The organism is Paenibacillus sp. FSL H7-0940 (assembly GCF_037979415.1).
Classification (GTDB): Bacteria; Bacillota; Bacilli; order Paenibacillales; family Paenibacillaceae; genus Paenibacillus; species Paenibacillus amylolyticus.
Genome location: NZ_CP150280.1, coordinates 6,601,174 through 6,627,115 on the forward strand (window position 1 = coordinate 6,601,174; position 25,942 = coordinate 6,627,115).

The window sequence follows — 25,942 nt, forward strand, 5'->3', positions numbered from 1 at the left end:
AAGGAAAACGCGAACAACATGCAAGCCCGTAAACGCGCAGGCCGAAAGCAAGCTCTTTCGGACCTGCGTCGGGGTATGCGGTCACTTCATTTTTAGGGGAGGTACGAATGAAATCGTTATTTGAAAAGGAAGAACGGTACTGGAGCGGCAAGTTTGACGCAGATGATAGCCTGAGCTTCCTTCCCTACAGTCAATCCTCCAAATTATCTGTGGGTGGCGAAGCTGCGGCAGAGCCGGACTTGCTTCATCGTACTCTGCCGAGCGAACTCTCGGAGAGAATCATTGGCCTCGCCAGCGGTTCGGATTTGGCTCTGTACATGATTGTTTTGGCAGGAGTCAAAAGCCTGCTGTTCAAATATACCGGGCGGGACCAAGTGCTGGTCGGCATGCCTTCGTATAGCGCAGACCAGGGCGAGACGCCGCCGCATGACATCTTGGTGATCAAGACATCGGTAAGCAGCCAGACTACGCTGAAAACGCTGCTTGGGGGCATCAAAGGCTCCATCGGCGAGGCGCTGGAGCATCAGCACCTGCCTTTTCGAAAAATGGTGGAGCCGCTCCATTTGGACTATACGGGGCATGGTCTCCCGGTCGTCAACACCATCGCATCCTTCGCCCCGATTCATCCGGGACCGCTGAGTAACCGTGTGGCGGCTGATACCGTTTTTCGCTTCGACCGCCAAAACCACTCCATCGAGCTGGAAATAAGCTTTGACGGACAGCGGTACGAGCGGGCATTTATGGAGCAGGTGGCCGACCATCTTGTTCGTTTGCTGTCCATGCTTTTATTTCAGCCAGATCTGGAGCTTGGACAAGTCGATATGCTGTTCCCAGTCGAGAGGGAGATGCTGCTCAAGGGATTTAATGACACCGAAACCGAGTTCGAGCGGGGGAAAACGATTCATGGCTTGTTCGAAGAACAGGCGGAGCATCGCCCGGATAACGTGGCCATCGTCATGAACGAGCGGCAATTGACCTACCGCGAGCTGAACGAGCGATCCAACCGCCTTGCGCGGAAGCTGCGGGAAAAAGGAGTAGAAGCAGATCAGCTGGTAGCAATTCTGGTCGAACGCTCGCTTGATATGGTCGTCGGCATTCTGGCAATTCTTAAAGCGGGCGGAGCCTTCGTGCCTGTCGATCCCGACTACCCGGAGGAGCGCATCCGCTTCATGATCGAGGATTCAGGCGCACCGTTATTGCTGACTCAAAAACATCTGCACGAGAAAACCGACTTTGAAGGAACACGCCTTGAATTAGACGATTTTGTTTGGGGCGATAGCGGGGCGGAATCCACTGGTGTGCTGGATGCTTCGAATCTGGAGCCGGCCAGCGGTCCGAATGATCTGGCTTATGTCATCTATACATCAGGTACGACGGGCAAACCCAAAGGGGTCATGCTGGAGCATCGTGGTTTGGTCAGCTTGAAGCTGATGTTCGCGGACAGACTGGGCATCACGGAGCATGACCGGATCGTTCAATTCGCCAGCCTGTCATTCGACGCGTCCTGCTGGGAAGTGTTCAAAGCGCTCTATTTTGGCGCGACTTTGTACATCCCGACGGCCGAGACGATTCTCGACAACCGCCTGTTCGAGAGTTATATGAACGAGCATGCGATTACGGCGGCGATTTTGCCTCCGACGTACAGCGCATATTTGAACCCGGACCGCCTTCCCAGCTTAACGAAGCTTGTAACGGGAGGTTCGGCGGTATCGGCCGAATTTGTGCAGCAGTGGAAGGAGAAGGTCCACTATTTCAATGCTTACGGGCCTACTGAAGCTTCGATTGTTACGACGCTTTGGGATGCAGATGAGCAGCAGCCGGAGCGCAGAGTTATTCCGATCGGGCGCCCGCTGTCCAATCACCGGATTTTTATTTTGGATGCCCACCTGCAGCTTGTGCCTCCTGGAGTGGACGGCGAGTTATGCGTGGCAGGCGTAGGGCTTGCGAGAGGTTACCTGAACCATCAGGAGCTAACGGCAGAGAAGTTTGTGGAACATCCGTTTGCGTCGGGAGAACGCCTTTACCGGACGGGAGATCTCGCCCGCTGGCTGCCGGACGGCAACATCGAATACCGGGGGCGGATCGATCATCAGGTGAAAATCCGCGGCTACCGGATCGAAATCGGCGAGATTGAAGAGCAGCTGCTGAAGATCGCCGCCATGCAAGAAACGGTGGTGCTCGCCCGCGACGACGCGAACGGCCATAAGCAGCTTGTTGCTTATTACGTTGCGGAAACAAGGCTGGCGGCGCATGAACTCAAGGAGCAGCTCGCCAAGCAGCTTCCGGGATATATGATTCCTTCGTACCTCGTGCAGCTTTCGCGGATGCCGCTGACCCCGAACGGGAAAATCGACCGCAAAGCGCTACCCGCGCCAGAGGAAGCCGCCACTGGAAGAACGGAATATGTCGCGCCGAGAACACTGCTCGAGATGAAGATCGTCCGTGTCTGGCAGGATACACTTGGCATTCCACAGGTTGGCGTAAAGGATAACTTTTTTGAGCTGGGAGGCAATTCCTTAAGTCTGATTAGACTCGTTCAAGCCGTTTACGATGAAACGGGCATCGAGATACCGCTGAATCGCCAATTCCATTATGTAACCGTTGAAGCCATGGCTTTTGGAGAGGGGGATCTGGGTCTGGATAAAGGGGGAGACTCCTTCATTAAGCTAAATAAAACAGGGGATCTGAACGTGTTCTGCTTCCCTCCAGGCAGCGGCTTCGGCATCGGTTACCGAGAGCTTGCAAGCAGACTAGACGGCCGATTCGTGCTTTACGGCATTGATTTTATCGACGATGTCATCGATTACGAGGCCATGCTGAACCGTTATGTGGATGAGATTGTTCGTATCCAGCCTGAAGGACCTTACGTGCTGCTCGGTTACTGCTTCGGAGGCAACCTGACGTTCGAGGTAGCCAAATCGATGGAAAGAAGAGGGTATTCCGTAACGGACGTGCTCATGGTGGACTCGTGGATTAAGGACACACTCACACCTTATGAAACGTCTGAGAAAGAGCTTGAAGAGATGCTTGCGGATTTCGACGAAGAAGAGAAGGAATTAATGAGCAATCCGCTCGTGCGGGAGCGTGTTCATCGGAAGATCAAAGCCACATTGACGTACGAAGCGCAGCTTATTAATTCAGGAACGATAACTGCCCGGATTTACGAACTGATTGCGAAGGACAGTGAAGCGTTCCGCCTGGAGCACCAGTTGCCGTCTTGGCAGAGGGCAACGACGCAAGCTTACGCCAATTACCGTCTGGAGGGCGCACACGAGGAGTTACTGGAACTCACGCGCGTGGACGAAACGGCCGTTGTCATCCGTGACATCTTAGTGCAAATCAAGCAGCAGATCGAAGCGGAGGCCGGGGTCCTGCATGGGAGCTGACCGGCAGACGTCTGTTCAAGGACAAGGCACAGCGGCGCCTTCCAAGCGCCGAACCGCTTATGCCACCTGGAAAGCGTTCCGCTGGCTGATGTCCTATGTAAGCCGTCACAAAGGCTGGATGATCGTCGGTATCCTGTCCGCAATTGCCGCCGCGGTTATTGAGATATGGACGGGACGTTTGGTCGAGCAGCTGACCACACAGGCTGAGAATGGGGCGGGGCCCATCGTTCTGCAGATCGTGTACACGGTCTTTGTGGTCATCTTGATCGGTGTGCCGGCGAAGTTTTTCATGAGCTTTGGTGTGGAGCGAAGCAGTGCCTCTGCGGTGCGGGATATCCGTAACCATGTCATGCGTCATATCGGCAAACTTCCGGTCCCCTATTTGGAAAAGCAGCACTCCGGCGACGTATTGTCGCGGATCAACAACGATCTGCAGCTCATCCAGCAATTTATGATTCGGGACCTCGCCCAGTGGTTTTATCATCCGCTATTATTTATCGGCTGTTTCGCTTATTTGATGTATCTCCAATGGGAGCTGATGCTGTACAGCCTGCTGTTATTTCCCGTAGCACTGCTGGTTTCCCAATGGATCGGCAAGCAGTTGGAACAGTTGACGGAGGAAGCCCAGGCGAACATGGGCCGAATGAACGTCAACCTCCAGGATACGCTTGGGGGGATGCCTATTGTAAAAAGCTACCTGCTATCTGGTATGTTATCTCGTTCCTACCAAGTGCTACTGCAATTGACGGCTCAAAAAAAGCTGGCCGTGAAAAAGCGGGAAGCCTGGGTCAACCCGCTGCTTTCTACGTTGATGATTAGCCCGATCATTTTCGCCGTCAGTTACGGAAGCTATTTGATCTACAACGGGCAGCTAGGCGCGGGAGAACTGATCGCCTTCCTGTACTTGCTTAATCTGTGTCTGGAGCCGCTGGAGCATATTCCCGAGCTCATCACGCGCACGTTCGAAATGACCGGTGCCCTGAGAAGGGTCTCCGAAATCGTCGAGCAGCCGACCGAAACAGAAAATGGCCGTTTGCTTCCAAAAGCGAGTGCCGCCCCCATCCAGTTTCAGAACGTAACCTTCGGGTATGAAGAAAGTTCCCCGATTCTGCGGAATGTTAACTTCTCGGTGCCGGAAGGCAAGACGATTGCGCTTGTCGGAGCGAGCGGCGGAGGGAAGAGTACGGTGTTTAAGCTGGTATGCGGCTTTTATCCGCTTCCGGAGGATCAGGGCGAGATCCGCGTGTTCGGAAGCCTGATCCACGGTGCAGATCCGGAGCAGCTTCGGTCACATTTTTCCGTGGTAACCCAAGATTCATATTTGTTTAGCGGTACGATCGCCGAAAATATCGGCTATGGGCGGCAAGAAGCGTCGATGGACGAGATTATCGAAGCCGCCAAAGCCGCTCAGGCTCATTCTTTCATTATGCAGCTTGAGGACGGTTACCAGACGTATGTCGGAGAGCGCGGCGGGTTTTTGTCCGGTGGGCAACGGCAGCGCATTGCAATGGCTCGGGCGTTTCTGAAGGATGCTCCCGTTCTGCTGTTGGACGAGCCCACATCGGCACTTGATCCGGAGTCGGAAAGCGCGGTTCAGGAAGCGTTGGGCGTATTGATGAAGCAGAGAACGACCATGGTTATTGCCCACCGGCTTTCTACGGTACAAAACGCCGATGAAATTTGGGTTATGGAACAAGGAAGTATTGTCGAAAAGGGCACTCATGAACAATTGCTCGAGAGGAAGGGACTGTACGCCCAGTCGTATTACCAGGAGTTTACCGAGTCTGCCGAACGCAGGGAGGTGTCGTACACATGAAAAAGGGCGGAAGGCTATCACAAGTGAAAGAACTCGGCTACTTGCTGACGTTTATGAACCGCAAGCGCAAAACCCAGTACGCGATTGGCCTTGCTGTAACGGCGCTCACCCAGACATTGTTTCTGATCGCCTTCAGCTTGGTCGTACATAACTTGGTTGATTTCGCCGTGTCCCGAGATACGTCCCTGATGGTAGAAGCTTTTGTTATTTTGGGCGCGGCCCTGTTCCTGGAAAATATAATTTCTCCCTGGTTCATTTACTTATACCAGCGCAGTGTCGAGCTGACTGTGCTGAATATCCGCAAACGTCTTTATGACAAGCTGTGCCGGGTGCGGCCGAGATTCCTGGAGCAGAACCATCATGGGGACTTGCTGTCGCGAGTGAACAACGATGTAACGACCGTTGAGTTTACATTCTCGCAGGTTTACTTCGTTTTGCTGCTTCAAGTTGTCTTCTGTATCGGCTCCATTGTCTCTATGGCGGTGATTGATTGGCGGTTTGCTGGCGTATCCTTCGTCATTCTGCTGCTGTCCTCTCTGGTCAGCCTGAAATTTGCACGGGATATCCGCGCTTTGTCCGAACAAGGCTTGCGTACGCTCGGTAAAATGACCGAAAAATTCAAAGATTTTATGGGCGGCATTCAAATTGTGAAGCTGTTTCGCATCCGCACGATTTACGGCCAGTACGAGGCGTTGAACGAGCAAATGACGCAAACGCTTCGGCAAACGGCGAAAAAGAACGGTATGCAGGCTGCGGTGAACCATTTTATCAGCTACGTCACGTTCTGCGGCATCATCGTCATCGGCAGTCTTCTTTATGCTTACGGATTGATGGGAATGGGAAGTGTCGCCGCTCTGGCAGTTTTGCAAGTGAATCTGACGCACGCCTTGTTGAACTTGGGGATGGTTCTGTCGATGACCCAAAATTCGCTCGCGGGTGCTCACCGGATTCAAGAGGTACTAAGCGAGGAAGAGGAACCGGAGCGTTTGGGATCTTCTCATAGCGAGCTTGTATCGGAGGCTGCGGTGGAGTTTCGCGATGTGGAGTTTTCCTATCAGACAGATAAAAAGGTGCTTGTCGACATGTCCATGCAGGTGTTTCCTGGTCAGGTCGCTGCGATCGTGGGAGCCAGCGGCAGCGGCAAAAGTACGCTGATCAAGCTGCTGCTCGGCTTTTATCCTGTGGACAGCGGAGATATCCTGCTCCAGGGCAAACCGTTCGGCCATTACACGCTGGAAGAAATCCGCAGGCAGATTGCATATGTTCCGCAGGAGCCGTTTTTGTTTACTGGCACGATTGAGGAAAATATCCGTTATGGCAACCCGGATGCAACGGATGAAGAAGTGGTTGAAGCGGCCAAAGCGGCGTACGCTCACCATTTCATTCAGGAACTTCCTGAACAGTATAAAACGCCGGTGGGAGAGAGGGGAGCGTCGTTGTCAGGTGGACAAAGGCAGCGAATTGCGATCGCCCGGGCGATTCTCAAAAACGCCCCGATTCTACTGCTGGACGAAGCGACTTCTGCATTGGATAACGAATCCCAGCATTGGGTACAGCAAGCTCTGAACGTATTGATGAAGGGGCGCACCACCATTCTGATTGCCCACCGTCTCAGCACTGTGGAACATGCGGATTTGATTACAGTCATGAATCAAGGAACGGTCGTGGAACTGGGCCGCCATCAGGAACTGCTGGCGCTCGGAGGTTACTACGCGCGGCTGTACGGCTAGACCCGCTTTTTGGCGGGCGGCTTCCTGCTGATATTCAGGTACAAAGCCTATCTACAAACAATCTCTAATACGGGAGTGTGTCGATGTGAGAGAGAATACGAACAAGCAATATGGATTAACGCAAGCCCAGCGCCGGATATGGTTCATGGAAATTATGAATCCGGGCACATCCATCACGATGCTTTCCGCGACCTACCAGATTACGGGCGAGATCGACACCAAGCTGCTTGAGCAAGCGGCGGCAGAGATTGTCAAAACCTATGATGCTTTCCGAATCCGCATTAGCGGGGATATGCAAAATCCAACGCAGTGGTTCGAAGAGCTGCAGAATGTCCAAACCAGGATAAGCCACCTCGAAATAGGCACAACCGAACAATTCTATGCTTGGGTGAAAGAAGTAACCGAAAAACCGGCGAGTGTGTTCGACGAACACCTCTATCAATTTACGATGATCCATTTTGCGAACGGCCAAGTATGGCTTAATTTGACTATAAATCATATCATCGCCGATGGCTTGTCCGTCACTGCTTTGCTGCATGCGGTGATGGAAAAATACCTGGAACTGCGCAATGGCATCTTCAGCAGTTACCAGGCCCCATCCTATCTGGATTATATTTCAACTGAGCATGAATATGAGCAATCGCAGCGTTATCAAAAAGGCAAGGAATATTGGCTAACCAAGTACAACACTTTGCCTGAAACGAGCGGCATTAAATCAGTTCCGCCATTCTCGATTGGCAGCGAATCGAATAAACGTTCCATCACTTTGGATGGTTCCCGCTATGACCGCATTCTGGCTTTTAGCGAACAATATCAGGTTAGTTTATATACGTTATTTTTGTCCGCCATGTACGTCTTATTGTATAAGCTGACCGACAGCACCGATGTTCCAGTCGGCACGGTGTTTGCCAATCGCACCAGCAAGAAGGAAAAAGAAACGATCGGTATGTTCGTCAGCACTGTGGCTACGCGGATTAGTCTGAATCCAGTTGGGTCCGTGCTTTCCTTGATCCAAACGGTTTCCAAGGAAAATACGGCGGATCTGCGGCATCAGAAATATCCGTATAACCAATTGATTCAGGATTTACGCGAACAACACGGCCGCAACGATCTTTCGGAGTTGTTCCGCACGTCTCTGGAATATCTACCTTTGAAAATCGTGGAGTACGAAGAAATCAAGGTACGTCTGGAGGCTCACTTTGCTAGACACGAGATGGACGATCTACTGCTGCGCTTCGACCATATGCTGAATGAAGGCCATGTCATTCTCCATGCTTCCTATCGTACCGACCTGTTCGAGACGACCGAGATTGATCGCATTATGGAACAGTATGTAACCGTTTTGGACCAGTTTCTTGAGACTCCCGAACTGCGGGTGCGCGAGATTTCTCTGTTGAGCGATGAGGAGAGACACCGTATTCTGGACGTGTTTAACCCGCCGGTGGCAGCACTGAGCGAGGGAATAGCGTTTCATCGGTATGTCGAAAAGTTTGCCCGAGACATTCCGGATCACCCGGCAGTTGTTTACATGGACAAAAAGCTGACTTACGGCGAATTGAACAAACGCGCTGAGCGGCTGGCTGCGCTCCTTCGTGAACAGGGAGTGGGCAGGGAGACGATTACGGGGATCTGGGCAGAGCGTTCGGTGGAACTTCTGGTCGGTGTGCTCGCCGTATGGAAAGCCGGCGGAGCTTATGTACCGCTGGACCCCGATTATCCGGCGGAGCGGATTGAGTACATGCTCAGCGATAGCGAAGCATCGGTGCTGCTTACGCAGCGTCATCTGTTGGAGGGGGCCGGAGGTTGGCTGGCCGATGACCGGCTGAAGCTTCAAGCTGTCTATGCGATGGACGATGAACAGATGTATAACGGGGATACCTCAGCCATGGAATTTGAATCTGCTGACAGTGCCCCACAAGACTTGGCTTATGTGATTTACACCTCCGGTACGACGGGACGTCCAAAAGGCGTCATGATCGAGCATGGTAGTCTCATGAATACGGCGGATGCGTACCGCCGTGAGTACCGGTTGGATCAGTTCCCGGTGCGGTTGCTGCAACTGGCGAGCTTCTCGTTTGACGTGTTCGTTGGAGACATCGCGCGGACGCTGTATAACGGAGGAACGATGGTAATTGTGCCAAAGGATGACCGGATTGATCCGAACCGCTTATACGGCTGGATTCGGGACCAAAACATTACGGTATTTGAATCGACGCCTGCGCTTATCCTGCCGTTCATGCAGCATATTTATGAAGAAGGGCTGGACGTCAGCTCCATGCATTTGCTGATTACCAGCTCGGATGCTTGCAGTGTCACCGATTACCGATTGCTGCAGGAAAGATTCGGCGGACAATTCCGTATCATCAATAGCTACGGCGTTACCGAAGCGGCCATTGACAGCAGCTTTTACGATGAGCCGCTGGACAAGCTGCCATCGTTGGGTCATGTGCCGATCGGCAAAGCCTGGCTGAACGCCCGGTTTTACATTGTAGATGCCGGGTTAAAGCCGGTTCCTGTAGGGATTCCGGGGGAGCTTGTCATCGGCGGCGCCGGGGTGGCGCGCGGGTATTGGAACCGTCCGGACCTAACCGCCGAGAAGTTTGCAGACAGCCCGTTTGTGCCTGGAGAACGTCTGTATCGGACAGGAGATTTGGCCCGCTGGCTGGAAGACGGCAACGTTGACTTCATCGGCCGGATCGACTATCAGGTGAAAATTCGCGGGTTCCGGATCGAACTCGGCGAAATTGAAACGGCCCTGCTCAGTTTCCCGGGGGTCAAGCAGGCTGTGGTGACTGACCGTACGGATGAGCAGGGGCAAAAGTATTTGTGCGGTTACGTGGCGGGGGATGTTTCCTTGCAACTGAGCGATCTGCTGTCCCAATTGAAACAAGAGCTGCCTGCGCATATGGTTCCGGCCCGGTTGGTGTCTCTTGATCAGCTTCCGCTCACACCGAACGGCAAGATTGACCGTAAAGCGCTACCTGAGCCGACCGGAGAGATAGAAGCCGGCCGTGAGTATGTGGCTCCTCGCACAACGCTGGAAACAAGACTTGCTCTTATTTGGCAGCAGGTGCTGGGTATTGCGCGAGTTGGAGTCCAAGACGATTTCTTTGACCTGGGTGGTCATTCCTTGCGGGCCTCCGCGCTTGTTTCCAAGATTCGAAAAGAGCTACAAGTCGAGGTTCCGCTGCGGGACGTTTTCCGCTACACCACGATCGAACAGCTTGCCCAAAGAATTAGCGGTTTAAAGCAGCAGGAAACCTATGAGATTACAAAGGCGGCAGAGATCGAGTACTATCCGGTTTCATCCGAGCAAAAGCGTCTGTACGTCCTGCGCCAGCTTGACGCGGCCGAGCGTAGCTACAATATGTCGGCGGCGCTTCTTCTCGAAGGCAAGCTGGACCGCACGCGCGTAGAGTACGCATTCCGGGCGTTGATTCAGCGCCATGAGACGCTGCGTACTGGGATCGAGCAGGTTCAAGGCGAGCTTGTGCAGCGCATCTATGACGAGGTGGAGTTTGCTGTAGATTATTTCCAGGCGAGCGAGCTAGAAGTGGACCATGTGGTGGAAGCATACTTTCACCCGTTTGATCTGACAAAGCCGCCACTTCTTCGCATCGGCCTGATCGAAGTCGCCGAGGATCGCCACATCCTGTTGTTCGATATGCATCACATCGTCTCGGATGGCATCTCGACAGCATTGCTTTTCGACGAGTTCAGCCGCCTGTATCGTGGTGAGGAGCTGGCTCCGTTGCGTATTCAATACAAAGATTATGCCGTTTGGCAGCATTCCGAAGCCTACGGGCAGTTGATCCAGCCGCAGAAGGAGTACTGGCTGGAACAGCTGTCGGGCGAGTTGCCTGTATTGGAACTGCCGACGGACTTCCCGCGGCCTGCGGTGCAAAGTTTTGACGGCCGGACCGTGAAGTTTGATATTGGGAAAGAACGGACGGAAAAGCTGAAAGAACTGGCCGCACGGACGGGCACGACCCTGTACATGGTGCTGTTGTCTGCTTACTCGATCCTTATGCATAAATATTCGGGTCAGGAAGATCTGATCGTGGGAACGCCGATTGCCGGAAGAACGCAGGAAGAAGTGCAGCCAATCGTAGGTATGTTTATCAACACGCTTGCCATTCGCAGCCATCCGGAGCGTTCCAAGCCGTACCTTAAGTACCTGGAAGAAATGAAGGAAATCACACTCGGGGCTTTTGAACACCAAAATTATTTGTTCGAAGATTTGGTGGAAAGTCTTCATATACCACGCGCGACCGGCCGGAATCCGCTCTTTGATACGTTCTTCTCCCTGCAAAATACGGAGAATGAGCAAATTGTCATCGAGGGGCTGGAGCAATCGTTTTATCCGTTGGAAAACCGAACGTCCAAGTTCGAGCTGCTTCTGGATATTTCGGAACTGGATGGCCAGCTCGAATGCCGGTTGGAGTACGCTACGGCTTTGTATAAACAGGAGACCGCGGAGCGGTTCGCCAGACATTATGACAAGCTACTCGAAACTATCGCAACAGCGCCGGAAGGGGATATTGCTTCGCTGGAAATGCTAACCGAGCAGGAAATCCGTGAACTGGTGCGCGGTTTTAATGATTCGGAGGCAGACTACCCGCGTCAGCAGACGATTCATGGCTTGTTCGAAGAGCAGGCGAAGCTTTACCCGGATAACGTGGCCGCCGTCATGAATGAGCGGCAGCTGAGCTACCACGAACTGAACGAGCGATCCAACCGCCTTGCGCGTAAGCTGCGGGAGACAGGAGTCGAAGCGGATCAGTTGGTAGCGATTCTGGCCGAACGTTCGCTTGATATGGTCGTCGGCATTCTGGCGATTCTCAAAGCGGGTGGAGCCTACGTGCCTGTCGATCCCGACTACCCGGAGGAACGCATACGCTTCATGATTGAGGATTCGGGCGCACCGTTATTGCTGATTCAAAGGCATTTGCATGAGAAGACCGACTTCGCAGGAACGCGCCTTGAATTGGACGATTTCGTTTGGGGCGACAAAGGGGCGGACTCCGCTGGTGCGCTGGACGCTTCGAATCTAGAACCGATTTCCGGGCCGGGTAACCTGGCTTATGTCATCTACACATCGGGAACGACCGGCAAACCCAAAGGCACGTTGATTGAGCATAAAAACGTCGTGCGCCTTTTGTTCAACGACAAGAACCTGTTCGACTTTGGGCCGTCCGACACGTGGACGTTATTCCACTCGTTCTGCTTCGATTTCTCCGTCTGGGAGATGTACGGAGCACTTCTGAATGGAGGAAAGCTGGTTATCGTACCGCCACTTACGGCGAAAAATCCGGCCGAGTTCCTGGCACTGCTGAGCTGCGAACAGGTCACGATTTTGAACCAGACGCCAACATATTTCTACCAACTGCTGCGTGAGGTTTTAGCGGACCATCCGTACAATCTGCGGATTCGCAACGTCATCTTTGGCGGCGAAGCACTCAGCCCGCTGTTGCTCAAGGGTTTCAAGACGAAGTACCCGGAGACAAAGCTGATCAATATGTACGGTATTACCGAAACGACGGTTCACGTGACGTATAAGGAAATTACATGGATCGAGATGGAGGCGGCAAAGAGTAATATCGGCAAGCCGATCCCGACGCTGAGCGTGTATGTTCTGGATGAAAACCGTCGTCCTGTTCCGATCGGCGTAGCAGGCGAAATGTACGTGGCCGGTGAAGGCCTGGCAAGAGGATACCTGAATCGACCGGATTTGACGGCGGAAAAGTTCGTTGATTCCCCGTTTGCGGAGGGGGAAAAACTGTATCGCTCAGGCGACTTGGCGGCATGGCTACCGGACGGCAACATTGAATACCTCGGCCGGATCGACCATCAGGTCAAAATCCGCGGGTACCGGATCGAGCTGGACGAAATCGAGACGCAACTTCTGAACGTGGAGGGCGTGGAAGAAGCGGTGGTGCTCGCCCGTCAGGACAACGAGGGAGAGAAGGCACTTGTTGCCTACTTTGTTGCAGACCGGACGCTGACAGTCAGCGAAATGAGAACCTCGCTGGCACAGGGAATGCCGGGATACATGATCCCGTCGTATTTCGTGCAGCTGGAGCGCATGCCGCTGACGTCTAACGGCAAAGTGGACCGCAAAGCGCTGCCGGAGCCGCAAGGTAGCCTGCAAACGGGCATCGAACACGTAGCCCCTCGTAACCTTATTGAGTCCCAGCTTGTACAGATCTGGGAGGAAGTGCTGGGTTACTCCGGCATTGGAATCCTGGACAATTTCTTCGAGCTCGGAGGGCATTCCTTGCGGGCGACAAACCTTGTCAGCAAGATTCGTAAGGAAATGAACGTTGAACTTCCGCTGCGCGATGTGTTCCGCTATATGACGGTGGAATCGATGGCCGGGGCTATTGCCAGCTTGGAAGAATCAGAGCACAGCTCCATTCCAAAAGCGGAAGAGAAAGCATACTATCCAGTTTCCTCTGCGCAAAAAAGGCTGTATGTCCTGCACCAGCTAGATAGCTCGGAGCTGAATTACAACATTCCGAGCGCCTTGCAATTGAAAGGGACTTTGAACGAGGCCAAAGTGGAAAAGGCGCTGACTACTTTGGTGGCCCGGCACGATATGCTGCGCACCGGTTTTGAAATCGTGAATGGAGAGCCGGTTCAGCGTATTCATCCGCTCGTAGATTTCAAGGTCGAGAAGCTTCAAGCAAGCAAAGATCAGGTCGCGGCCATTCTGGAAGGCTTCATTCAGCCTTTTGACTTGACCCAGCCGCCTTTGCTGCGCGTCCTGCTGATCATACTTGAAAAAGAGAAATTCCTGCTTGCGCTGGATATGCATCATATTGGTTCCGACGGTCTTTCCATGGACGTGCTACTACGCGAATTTGTGGGGCTTTACAATGGGGAAGAATTGCCGGAGCTGCGGATTCAATACAAGGATTACGCCGTTTGGCAGCAATCCGACGAGCAATGTCAGCGTATCAAACGGCAGGAGGAATACTGGCGTGGGGTATTCAGCTCCGAGCTTCCGGTTCTTGAGCTGCCTCTTGACTTTTCCCGCCCAGCCGTCCGGCAGTTTGACGGTCAAACGCTCACGTTTGCGCTGGATGCGGAGAAAAGCGAAGCTCTAAAACGGCTTGCCGGAGATTCGGGGGCGACGCTGTACATGCTTCTGCTGGCTGCTTACTCCGTATTGCTTCATAAATACGCGGGACAGGAAGATATCGTAGTCGGCACTCCGATTGCCGCTCGTTCTCACGCCGACCTGCAACCGATTATCGGCATGTTTGTCAATACGCTGGCCCTTCGCTTGGGTCCAACGGCAGAGCGGACGTTCCTGGATTACTTGCAGGATGTGAAGGAAACGACGCTTGGAGCCTACGAGCACCAGGACTATCCGTTCGAGGAGCTGGTAGAAGCTCTTCAGGTGAGCCGGAATTTAAGCCGGAATCCGCTGTTTGACACCATGTTTTCTTTGCAAAAGCACGAAAGCCTGGATTTAGCCCTGGAAGGTTTGCAATGGTCGCTGTTTGACATCGAGGAAAAGAGAGCAAAGTTTGATCTTAGCCTGGATATCGTGGAAGAGGGTAACGAGCTGGTTTGCAAGATCGAGTACGCTACCTCGTTGTTTAGACAGGAAACGATGGTACGGCTGGCGGGTCATTACGAGCAGCTTTTGGCATCGATCCTGGCTCAGCCGGGTGCGAGGATCTCGGATTTGAATATTTTGAAGGACAGCGAAAAGCATGATTTGCTGGTCGGGTTTGCCGTGTCGTCTTCGGCTCTGGCGAAGCAATCCGCCTCAGAGGGTCCAGGCTTGGAAGCGGATGAGTCGTGGAGAGAGAGAACGATCCACGAGCTGTTCGAGGAGCAAGCAGAGCGAACGCCGGAGCAGGTGGCCGTTGTCTATGAGGACAGCCGTCTGACTTACCGGGAGTTGAACGAGCGGGCGAACCGGCTGGCGCGATCCTTGCGTGCCTCTGGCGCGCAGGCCGATCAGCCGATCGCGATCATGGCCGAGCGCTCGCTGGAGATGATTGTCGGCATCTATGCGATCTTGAAGGCCGGGGGCGCCTACGTGCCGATCGACCCGCAATTCCCGCAGGAGCGTATTCGCTACATGCTCGAAGATTCGTGCGCTAGGCTGCTGCTGATTCAGAGCCATTTGCGGGAAAGCGCGTCATTTGCCGGGACAGAGCCACTTGGTGGTCTATCGCTCGTCGATCTGAACGATCCATCCGCGTATGACGAAGACGGCTCGAATCTGGAGCTGGCCAGCGGACCGGAGCATCTGGCCTACGTCATTTACACATCGGGCTCGACAGGCAAGCCCAAAGGCGTCATGGTGGAGCACCGTCCGGTGATCAACCGGCTGCTGTGGATGCAGAATGCATACCCGATCGACTCCAGGGATACGATTCTGCAAAAGACGGCGATCACCTTCGACGTTTCCGTGTGGGAGCTGTTTTGGTGGGCTTGGACGGGGGCCAAAGTTTGCTTGCTGCCGCCGGGCGGAGAGAAGAATCCCGAGACGATTCTGGACACGATCGAACGGCAATCCGTCACCACGATGCACTTTGTGCCGTCGATGCTGCACGCCTTCCTCGAATATGTCGAGCGTCAGCCGAGTGAAGATCTGGGTAACAAGCTGTCTTCGCTGAAACGGGTGTTTGCAAGCGGGGAAGCGCTGGCGACATCGCATGTGAGCCGGTTCTGGCAGTGGATTTCGTCATCCGTGAATCAAGCGCAGCTGATCAACCTTTATGGGCCTACGGAAGCGACGGTTGATGTCTCGTACTACGATTGCGGACCGGAAGAGGCGTATGTATCGGTGCCGATCGGCAAGCCGATCTCGAACATCCGGCTGCATATTGTCAAGGAAGGGACGACAGCGCTGCAGCCGATCGGCGTGCCGGGCGAGTTGTGCATCGCGGGCGTAGGTCTGGCTAGAGGCTACTTGAACCGTCCCGAGCTGACCGCGGAGAAATTCGTAGAGTGTCCGTTCGCGCCGGGCGGGCGGATGTACCGGACGGGCGATCTGGCCAGATGGCTGCCGGACGGCAACATCGAGTATATGGGCCGGATCGACCATCAGGTGAAAATCCGCGGGTACCGGATCGAACTCGGCGAGGTGGAGGCGCAGGTCCTGAAAGCGGCGTCCGTACAAGAGGGGGTTGTCATCGCCAGAGAGGACGAAGCCGGTCAGAAGCAGCTCTGCGCGTACTTCGTGGCGGACAAGCCGCTTGCGGCGAGCGAGCTGCGAAGCGCGCTGGCGGAGGATCTGCCTGCGTACATGATTCCGTCCTACTTCGTGCAGCTGGAGCGGATGCCCCTCACACACAGCGGAAAGCTTGACCGCAAGGCGCTGCCCGCACCGGAAAGCAGTATGCTCGTTGGAACGGAATACGTGGCGCCCCGGACGGCGGCGGAGCAGACGTTGGTTGCGGTGTGGCAAAAGGTGCTGGGAACGGGTCGTCCGATCGGCGTGATGGACAATTTCTTCGAACTCGGCGGGGATTCAATTAAATCGATCCAGGTGTCGTCCAGGCTATATCAGGCCGGGTACAAGCTGGAAATTAAGCATTTGTTCAAATATCCGACCGTAGCGGAATTAAGCCCGTATCTCCAGTCGGTCTTAAGACGCGCCGATCAGGGGGCAGCTAAGGGAGATACGGGGCTGACGCCGATTCAGCGCTGGTTCTTCGAGCAGTCGTTCGCCGAGCTGCACCACTTTAACCAGGCGGTGATGCTGTACCGGGAGGAAGGCTATGACGAAGCGGCGCTTCATCAGGCCGTGCGGAAGCTGGCCGAGCATCACGATGCGCTGCGCCTCGTCTTCAGCCGGACCGAGAGCGGGTATGCGGCATGGAACCGGGGCATCGCGGAAAGCGATGGCGAGCTCTACAACCTGGAAGTGATCGATTTCCGTGGAATGACGGACTGCGCGCAGGCGATCGAAGCCAAGGCGAACGAGCTTCAGCGCAGCATTGACCTGCAGGCAGGGCCTTTGCTGAAGCTCGGCTTGTTCCGTTGTACGGATGGAGATCATCTGCTGATCGCGATCCACCACTTGGTCGTAGACGGCGTATCCTGGCGGATTCTGCTTGAGGATTTTGCTGTCGGCTATGAGCAGGCGCTGCAAGGGCAGCTGATCCGTCTGCCGCTCAAAACGGATTCATTCCAAACGTGGGCGAAACAGCTCGCTGATTATGCGAACGGTCCGGCGATGGAAAGCGAGAGAGCGTATTGGCAGCATCTCGAGCAATTGACCTATGAGCCGCTTCCAAAAGATTTTGAACAAGGCACATCCAAGCTGAAGGACAGCGGGCTCGTGACCGTCCGCTGGACGGCGGAGGAAACCGAACAGCTGCTGAAGCAGGCACACCGTGCTTACCATACGGAAATGAACGATTTGCTGCTTGCCGCGCTTGGCCTCGCGGTACAAGCTTGGAGCGGTCGGGAACGCGTGCTGGTGAATCTCGAAGGCCACGGTCGGGAAGAACTTTTGCCGGATGTGGACATTACGCGGACGGTAGGCTGGTTTACAAGCCAATTCCCTGTCGTTCTGGAGCCGGGTCACGTCCAGGCGCTCGGTCATCAGGTGAAACAGGTGAAAGAAAACTTGCGCCGCATTCCGAACAAAGGAATCGGCTACGGCATCCTGCGTTATTTGTCGGCGCCGCATGACGGCGAGCGCTTTGCTTTAGAGCCGGAGATCAGTTTCAACTATCTGGGTCAGTTCGACCAGGATTACGAAAGCAGCGGCTCGCAGCCGTCTCCGTTCAGTCCGGGCTCCGATTCAAGCCCGAATGCTGTGATGAATTATGTCCTCGATATCAACGGTATGGTATCGGAAGGCGTGTTGGAACTTACGATCCGTTATGGGGAAACCCAGTATCAACGGGAGACGGTTGAGCGCCTGGGCACCCTGCTTCAATCGAGTTTGCTTGAAGTCATCAGCCATTGCGTATCGAAAGAGCGGCCGGAGCTTACGCCTAGTGACGTACTGCTTCAAGATGTGACGGTGGAGGAACTGGAGCGGCTGTCCGAACATACGACGGCACTCGGCGAACTGGAGAATGTATACACCCTTACTCCGCTGCAAAAAGGGATGTTGTTCCACAGCTTGCTGGATGCCGATTCGGAAGCCTACTTCGAACAGGTGACCTTCGATCTGTATGGAAGCCTGAATGTGGAAGCCTTCACCCGCGGATTGGATACGCTGGTACAGCGAAATGAGGCGCTGCGGACCAATTTTATTACCGGCTGGAGAGACGAGCCGATTCAAGTGGTATTCCGCGAGCGGAAGTGTGAAGTGTACTTTGAAGATATTCGCTCGGCAAGAGATGAACACCCGGAGAAGACGATAGCCGATTTTGTCAGCGCGGATAAAGCGAACAAGTTCGATTTGGCCCAAGGCTCTCTGATGCGCGTTACAGTTTTGCGTACGGGCGACGAGTCCTACCAAGTGATCTGGAGTCACCATCACATTTTGTTGGACGGCTGGTGCATGTCCTTAATGATCAAGGAAGTGTTCGACACCTACTTCGCGTTCCAGGAGCAACGGACGCTGGAGCTTCCTCCGGTTACCTCGTACTCTCGGTATATCGAATGGCTGGAAGCTCAAGATGCCGCGAAAGCTTCGCGTTACTGGTCCGAGTATTTGGCGGGTTATGATCAGCAGACCAAGCTGCCTCGGGAGAAAACAGGGCTGAAGCAGGGCACTTTTGAAGCAGCTGAGATCGATGTGGAACTCAGCAAGGAACTGACTGGGCAAATCGAGCGGGTGGCGCGCCAGCATCAGGTGACGCTTAATACATTCATGCAGACCGTATGGGGACTGGTTCTGCAGGTATACAACAACAGCGATGATGTTGTATTTGGCTCCGTCGTATCCGGGCGTCCAGCGGAGATTCCGGGTATCGAAAGCATGATCGGTCTGTTTATTAATACGATCCCCGTCCGTATTCAAGGCAAAGCCGAGGAGACGGTAGCCGATATTTTGAGAAAAACCCAGGATCAAGCGCTGACATCGGGAGCTTACGAAACGTTCCCGCTCTTCGAAATTCAGTCGCTGAGCGAGCAAAAGAGCGACTTGATCAACCATATTATGGTCTTTGAAAATTATCCGATGGAAGAACAGATTGAGCAGGTTGTCGGCGGAGGACAAGAAGCGCTGAAAATCGCTAATATCCAATCGCCGGAACAAACGAACTACGATCTGGACATTACCGTCATTCCGGAAGAGCATATTTTGCTGAGGTTTACGTACAATGCACTGACATTCAGAGAGCAAGACATCAGGCAGATCCACGGTCATTTTGCCCGTGCATTGGAGCAGGTTGCGGCTAATCCGAATGTTCGTGTACATGAGTTAGAGCTTTTGACGGCGGCGGAAAAAGAAGAAATTATCGGTGTGTTTAATCCGGTGCAGCCGGAAGTGGCTCCTGTGGCAGCGTTCCATCGACTGTTCGAGGAACAGGCGGAACGCACGCCGGAAGCGGAGGCCATCGTATACGAGAAGGATCGGCTGACGTATGCGGAGCTGAACGAGCGGGCGAACCGCCTGTCGACCACGCTACGTGCAAGCGGAATAGGCCGGGAGACCATCGTTGGCATTCTCGCCGAGCGTTCGGTCGATTTGCTGGTGGCCGTGATGGCCGTCTGGAAAGCGGGCGGGGCGTATGTACCGCTTGACCCGGATTATCCGGCGGACCGCGTGCGGTTCATGCTGGAAGACAGCGGAGCGAAGGTACTGCTGACACAAACGCTGCTGCGAGAGCGTGCCGAATCCTGGCTCGGCGAAGAGGAACTAGCACTGGAGAAGGTGCTGTATCTCGATGACGAAACGTCATACAGCGAAGACCGAGCGAATGCACCAATGGACTTCGGCCAAGGCTCCAGCATGGTTTCAGGTCTGATCTCCAGCGAGCTGACGGGTGCTGTGAACGACCGTAATGAGAGCCATCCAAATGATGTTGATGTTGTCGGTATGGGCAGCTTCCATGAAGCCCGTCCTGAGGACTTGGCGTATGTCATCTACACGTCGGGAACGACGGGCAAGCCAAAAGGCGTGATGATCGAGCACCGCAGCCTGGTGAACACGGCAGCGGGTTACCGACGGGAATACCGGATGGATCAGTTTCCGGTAAGGCTGTTGCAGCTCGCCAGCTTCTCGTTCGACGTGTTTGTGGGCGATATCGCGCGGACGCTGTACAACGGAGGGACCATGGTGATTGTACCGAAGGACGACCGGATTGATCCGTCTCGTCTGCACTACTGGATAGAGCGGGAGCAAGTGTCGATCTTTGAATCAACGCCGGCACTGATCGTGCCGTTTATGGAATACGTGCATGAGCAGGGGCTAGAGTTAAGTAGTATGGAGCTGTTGATTACAAGCTCAGACAGTTGCAGTGTGGCGGAATACCGAACCTTACAGGAACGGTTTGGCTCGTCGTTCCGCATTATTAACGCCTACGGTGTGACGGAAGCGGCAATTGACTCCAGTTTCTATGATGAGGAGTTGGCGAAACTGCCACAAACAGGCCATGTTCCGATTGGCAAAGCGTGGTTGAATGCGAAGTTTTACATCGTGGATGCACATCTGAACCCGGTGCCAGTCGGCGTGCTGGGCGAATTGGTTATCGGCGGAGTCAGTGTGGCGCGCGGGTATTTGAACCGTCCAGAGCTGACGGAAGAGAAGTTTGTAGACAGTCCTTTCACCGCTGGTGAGCGGTTGTATCGCACGGGAGACTTGGCGAGGTGGATGGAGGATGGCAACGTGGACTTCATCGGCCGGATCGATAACCAGGCGAAAATCCGGGGTTACCGGATCGAGACGGGCGAAGTCGAAGCAAAGCTGCTGAGTGTAGGTGGCGTGAAGGAAGCGGTCGTTGTTGTCAGGGAAGATCAAGAAGGGCAGAAAGCGTTGTGCGCTTATTATACAGTGGAAGAAGGCTTGACGGCGGCAGATTTGAAACGGGCGATCTCCAGCGAGCTACCGGGATACATGATTCCATCGTATTTCGTTGAACTGGAGCAATTGCCTCTAACGCCAAATGGGAAAATTGACCGGAAGGCGCTGCCAGCGCCGGAAGGGGGAGCAGGAGGAGGCCGCGAATACGTGGCACCGCGCACCGAACTGGAGGCAAAGCTAGCCGCCATTTGGCAGGAGGTACTAGTTCGGGATAAGGCGGTAGGCGTAACGGACAACTTCTTCGACCTCGGAGGACACTCCCTGCGGGCGACAACACTTGTCAGCAAAATGCATAAGGAGCTGGGCGCCCAATTCCCGCTTCGCGACGTATTCCGCTACTCGACAGTTGAGGAAATGGCTGTGGCTATGGAGCATTTGGAGATCGGCTCGTTTATGGCTATTCCGGCTGCGGAACCTAGCGAGTATTATCCGCTCTCTTCTGCGCAGAAACGTCTCTATATCTTGAACCAGCTGGAAGGAGGCGAGCTGAGCTACAATATACCGGGAGCTATGCTGCTCGAAGGGCAGCTCAACCGGCAGCGGTTTGAAGAAGCGTTCCGCGAGCTTGTAGCTCGTCATGAAACGCTGCGTACCAGCTTTGAGATGGTTGAAGGCGAAGCGGTTCAGCGGATTTACGAAGAAGTCACCTTCCAGGTGGAATATGTGCAGATCAGCGGGGAGCAGGCGGAAGAAACGGTGCGCCAATTTGTTCGTGCGTTTGATCTAGCGAAGCCGCCACTTCTGCGGGTGGGCATTGCCGAACTCGCGCCGGACCGGCACATCCTGATGTTCGATACACATCATATCGTATCGGACGGCGTTTCAATGGACGTACTGATCGAAGAGTTTGTGCACTTGTACAGCGGGGAGCCGCTCAAGCCACTCCGCATTCAGTACAAAGATTATGCAGTATGGCAGCAATCGGACGAGCAGAAAACGCAACTTGCCAAGCAGGAAGCCTACTGGATTGACATGTTCCGCGGAGAACTGCCAGTTCTGGAAATGCCAACGGACTATCCGCGCCCGGCTATGCAGAGCTATGAGGGCCGCACGCTGCAATTGTTTATGAATATTGAGAAAAGCGAAGGTCTGAAACGGCTTGCAGCTGAAAACGGCGCAACGCTTTACATGGTTCTGCTTGCGGCATATAACGTGCTTCTGCATAAATATTCAGGTCAGGAAGACGTGGTGGTAGGTACGCCGATTGCGGGCAGAAATCATAGCGACGTTCAACCGCTGATTGGGATGTTCGTTAATACTTTGGCCATCCGCAGTTACCCGGCTGCCGGTAAAACGTTCCTTGACTACTTGAAGGAAATCAAGGAGACAACGCTGGGTGCTTTTGAACATCAGAATTATCCGTTTGAGGAACTGGTGGATAAGGTAAACGTGGCTCGTGATCTACGCCGTCATCCACTGTTTGATACGATGTTTGCTTTGCAGAATACAGAAAATGTGGAAATTCAGCTTCCGGGACTGCATCTGTCGACGTATGCCAGCGAAGAAATTGTTTCCAAATTCGATCTCAGCTTGGACGTCACCGAGATTGAGGACGGCTTGGAATATCTGTTTGAATACGCCACAGCTCTATACAAAACCGAAACGGTGGAGAAATTGGCTGTTCACTACTTGCAGCTGCTTGAATCCATTCTCTGCAACCCGTCGGCGACTATTGCCGAGCTGAACTTGTTAACGGCAGAGGAAAAAGAGCAGATTGTCGGCGCGTTTAACCCTGCGCAACCGGAACAGGCTCCTATGGCAGCGTTCCATCGACTGTTCGAGGAACAGGCGGAACACACGCCCGAAGCTGAAGCTGTCGTTTACGAAAACGATCGGCTGACGTATGTGGAGCTGAACGAGCGGGCGAACCGTCTGTCGGCCACGCTGCGCGCAAGCGGCATCGGTCGGGAGACCATCGTTGGCATTCTCGCCGAGCGTTCGGTCGATTTGCTGGTGGCCGTGATGGCCGTCTGGAAAGCAGGCGGGGCGTATGTACCGCTTGACCCGGATTATCCGGTGGACCGCGTGCGGTTCATGCTGGAAGACAGCGGAGCGAAGGTACTGCTGACACAAACGCTGCTGCGAGAGCGTGCCGAGGCCTGGCTCAGCGAAGAGGAACTGGCACTGGCGACGGTGCTGTATCTCGACGACGAAACGTCATACAGCGAGGAACAAAGCAATGTGCCAATGGACTTTGGCCAAGGCTCCAACAGTGCTCCCGATCCAGTCAACGGCAAGCTAACGGGGGCTGTGAACGGTGGTGGCGAGAGTCATCCAAATGATGTTGATGTTGTCGGTATGGACAGCTTCCATGAAGCCCGTCCGGAGGATCTGGCGTACGTCATCTACACGTCGGGAACGACGGGCAAGCCAAAAGGCGTGATGATCGAGCATCGCAGCCTAGTGAACACGGCAGCGGGCTACCGACGGGAATACCGGTTGGATCAGTTTCCGGTGCGACTGTTGCAACTCGCAAGCTTCTCATTTGATGTTTTCGTGGGCGATATCGCACGCACGTTGTATAACGGAGGCACCATGGTCATTGTACCGAAGGACGACCGGATTGATCCATCTCGTCTGCACCACTGGATAGAGCAGGAGCAAGTGACGATCTTTGAATCAACACCAGCACTGGTCGTGCCGTTTATGGAATACGTGCATGAGCAGGGGCAAAAGTTAAGCGGTATGGAGCTGTTGATCACAAGCTCGGACAGTTGCAGTGTAGCGGATTACCGTACCTTGCAGGAGCGGTTTGGCTCGTCGTTCCGCATCATTAACGCCTATGGTGTGACGGAAGCGGCAATCGACTCCAGTTTCTATGACGAAGAATTGGCGAAACTGCCGCAGACAGGCCATGTGCCGATTGGCAAAGCGTGGTTGAATGCGAAGTTTTACATCGTGGATGCACATCTGAATCCCGTACCCGTCGGTGTGCTGGGCGAGCTGGTCATCGGCGGCGTTGGCGTAGCACGTGGGTACTTGAACCGTCCAGAGCTGACGGAAGAGAAGTTTGTAGACAGCCCTTTCACCGCGGGTGAGCGGTTATATCGCACGGGAGATTTGGCGAGGTGGATGGAGGACGGAAACGTGGATTTCATCGGCCGGATCGACAATCAAGCGAAAATCCGGGGCTACCGGATCGAAACGGGTGAGATTGAGTCGCAGCTGCTGCGGGTGGTAGGTATACGCGAAGCGGTGGTGCTGGTTCGAAGTGATGCGAACGGTCAAAAGGCACTGTGCGCATACTACACAACGGATATCGAACTGACGGCGGCCGACCTGAAACGAGCGATCTCCAGCGAGCTGCCAGGTTACATGATCCCGTCGTACTTTGTGGAGCTGGAGCATTTACCTCTGACACCAAACGGGAAAATCGACCGGAAAGCGCTGCCGGCGCCGGAAGAGGGAGCAAGTGCAGGGCGCGAATACGTGGCGCCACGCACCGATCTGGAGACGAAACTGGTCTCCATCTGGCAGGACGTGCTTGGGTCAGTTACGATTGGTGTGACGGACAACTTCTTCGACCTCGGCGGTCACTCGCTGCGGGCGACGACGCTGGTCAGCAAGGTGCACAAGGAGCTGCACGTGGACCTGCCACTGCGCGATGTATTCCGGTACTCGACTATTGAAGCGATGGCTGAAGTGATTAGCCGATTGGAGCAGCAGGAGTTTCTTTCCATTCCGGTTCTGGATAAAAGGGAGTATTATCCGCTTTCCTCTGTGCAAAAGCGGCTGTACATCCAGCAGCAGATGGAAGGGGCCGAGCTTAGTTACAACATGTCCGGCATGACGGTTCTCGTCGGGCGCTTGGAGCGGAATCAATTCGAGGCGGCGCTCAAAGGATTAATCGCTCGTCACGAAGTTTTGCGAACCGGCTTCGAAATGGTCGACGGCGAACCGGTACAACGGATTTATTCGGACTTGGAGTTTGCCGTCGAGTATACAAAGGCGACGGAAAGTGAAACGAAAAGCATTGCGGATGCCTTTGTACGTGTCTTTGATTTGGAGCAGCCGCCGCTACTGCGTGTGGGCTTAGTTGAATGGGAAGCGGAACGTCATCTGCTTATGCTGGACATTCATCATATCGTCACGGATGGCATGTCGATGGGTATCTTCATCGAAGAGCTGCTACGCCTGTATAACGGTGAGACGCTGGAACCGCTTCGGATTCAATACAAGGAATTCGCTGCTTGGCAGCAGTCCGAACCTGTAAAAGAACGGCTGAAATCCCAGGAAGCCTACTGGCTGGACATGCTGGAAGGTGAACTGCCAACGCTTGAGCTGCCTACGGACTTTGTCAGATCTGCCGCTCGCAGCTTTGAGGGAGATGTGCTACCTTTCAGTATCGACAAGCAGATGACTGACAACTTGCAGCGCATTGCCGATGAGAACGGTGCTACCCTATATATGGTGTTATCGGCGGCCTATTCAATCCTGCTCAGCAAGTACTCGGGACAAGAAGATTTCATTGTAGGCACACCGGTTTCGGGCCGCACACATGCCGACCTGGAGCCGCTCATCGGAATGTTTGTCAACACGTTGGCGATTCGCCATTATCCATCCGGGGAGAAGACGTTCCTTGTTTACTTGAACGAAGTCAAAGAAACGATGCTGGGGGCCTACGACCACCAGGATTATCCGTTTGAAGAGCTTGTGAAAAAGCTGCAGGTGCCGCGCGATCAAAGCCGCAATCCTGTATTTGATGTCATGTTTGCACTGGAAACGAAGGAAGATAACGTTCAAAGCTTCGGGGATATCCAGATCGAATCTTATCCGGAAACGCATGCGGTTGCTCAATTTGACCTTACCTTGGTCATTTCGTTGCTGGATGAGGGAATGAACGGGCAGTTTGAATATGCGACGAAGTTGTTTACGCGCAATCTGATCGACAATTTCGCTCAGGACCTGCTCGTGATCATCACCCAAATTGGCGAACAGCCTTCGGTGCTGCTCAAGGATATTTCCCTGAACGGGCAATCCGAACAGGAGCAAGATGAGCTAGAGGCTATTGATATTATTTTCTAATCCTTTACTCGGCTTGGGTGAAAATGGGTAT

4 protein-coding genes are annotated in these 25,942 nt (G+C 54.1%); all 4 read left to right on the plus strand.

Annotation, left to right across the window (positions count from 1 at the left end; genetic code table 11):
* The first annotated feature begins 107 nt into the window (after positions 1–107).
* On the plus strand, positions 108–3,386 hold the full coding sequence (locus MHB71_RS29025) for a non-ribosomal peptide synthetase (protein ID WP_340028288.1): 3,279 nt from the start codon (positions 108–110) through the stop codon (positions 3,384–3,386).
* Positions 3,376–5,202: an ABC transporter ATP-binding protein gene (locus tag MHB71_RS29030; RefSeq protein WP_340028289.1), complete on the plus strand. Its 1,827-nt coding sequence runs from the start codon at positions 3,376–3,378 to the stop codon at positions 5,200–5,202. The genes MHB71_RS29025 and MHB71_RS29030 overlap by 11 nt, the downstream gene beginning before the upstream one ends.
* Positions 5,199–6,932: an ABC transporter ATP-binding protein gene (locus MHB71_RS29035; RefSeq protein ID WP_340028290.1), complete on the plus strand. Its 1,734-nt coding sequence runs from the start codon at positions 5,199–5,201 to the stop codon at positions 6,930–6,932. Before MHB71_RS29030 ends, MHB71_RS29035 begins: the two co-directional genes overlap by 4 nt.
* 85 nt (positions 6,933–7,017) lie before the next feature.
* The gene (locus MHB71_RS29040; protein ID WP_340028291.1) at positions 7,018–25,911 is read left to right on the plus strand and encodes a non-ribosomal peptide synthase/polyketide synthase; all 18,894 of its coding nucleotides are present in this window, start codon (positions 7,018–7,020) and stop codon (positions 25,909–25,911) included.
* Positions 25,912–25,942 lie beyond the last annotated feature (31 nt).

Coding starts and splice junctions, on each gene's coding strand:
- MHB71_RS29025 (WP_340028288.1), top strand. CDS start 108: ATGAAATCGTTATTTGAAAAGGAAGAACGGTACTGGAGCGGCAAGTTT.
- MHB71_RS29030 (WP_340028289.1), top strand. CDS start 3,376: ATGGGAGCTGACCGGCAGACGTCTGTTCAAGGACAAGGCACAGCGGCG.
- MHB71_RS29035 (WP_340028290.1), top strand. CDS start 5,199: ATGAAAAAGGGCGGAAGGCTATCACAAGTGAAAGAACTCGGCTACTTG.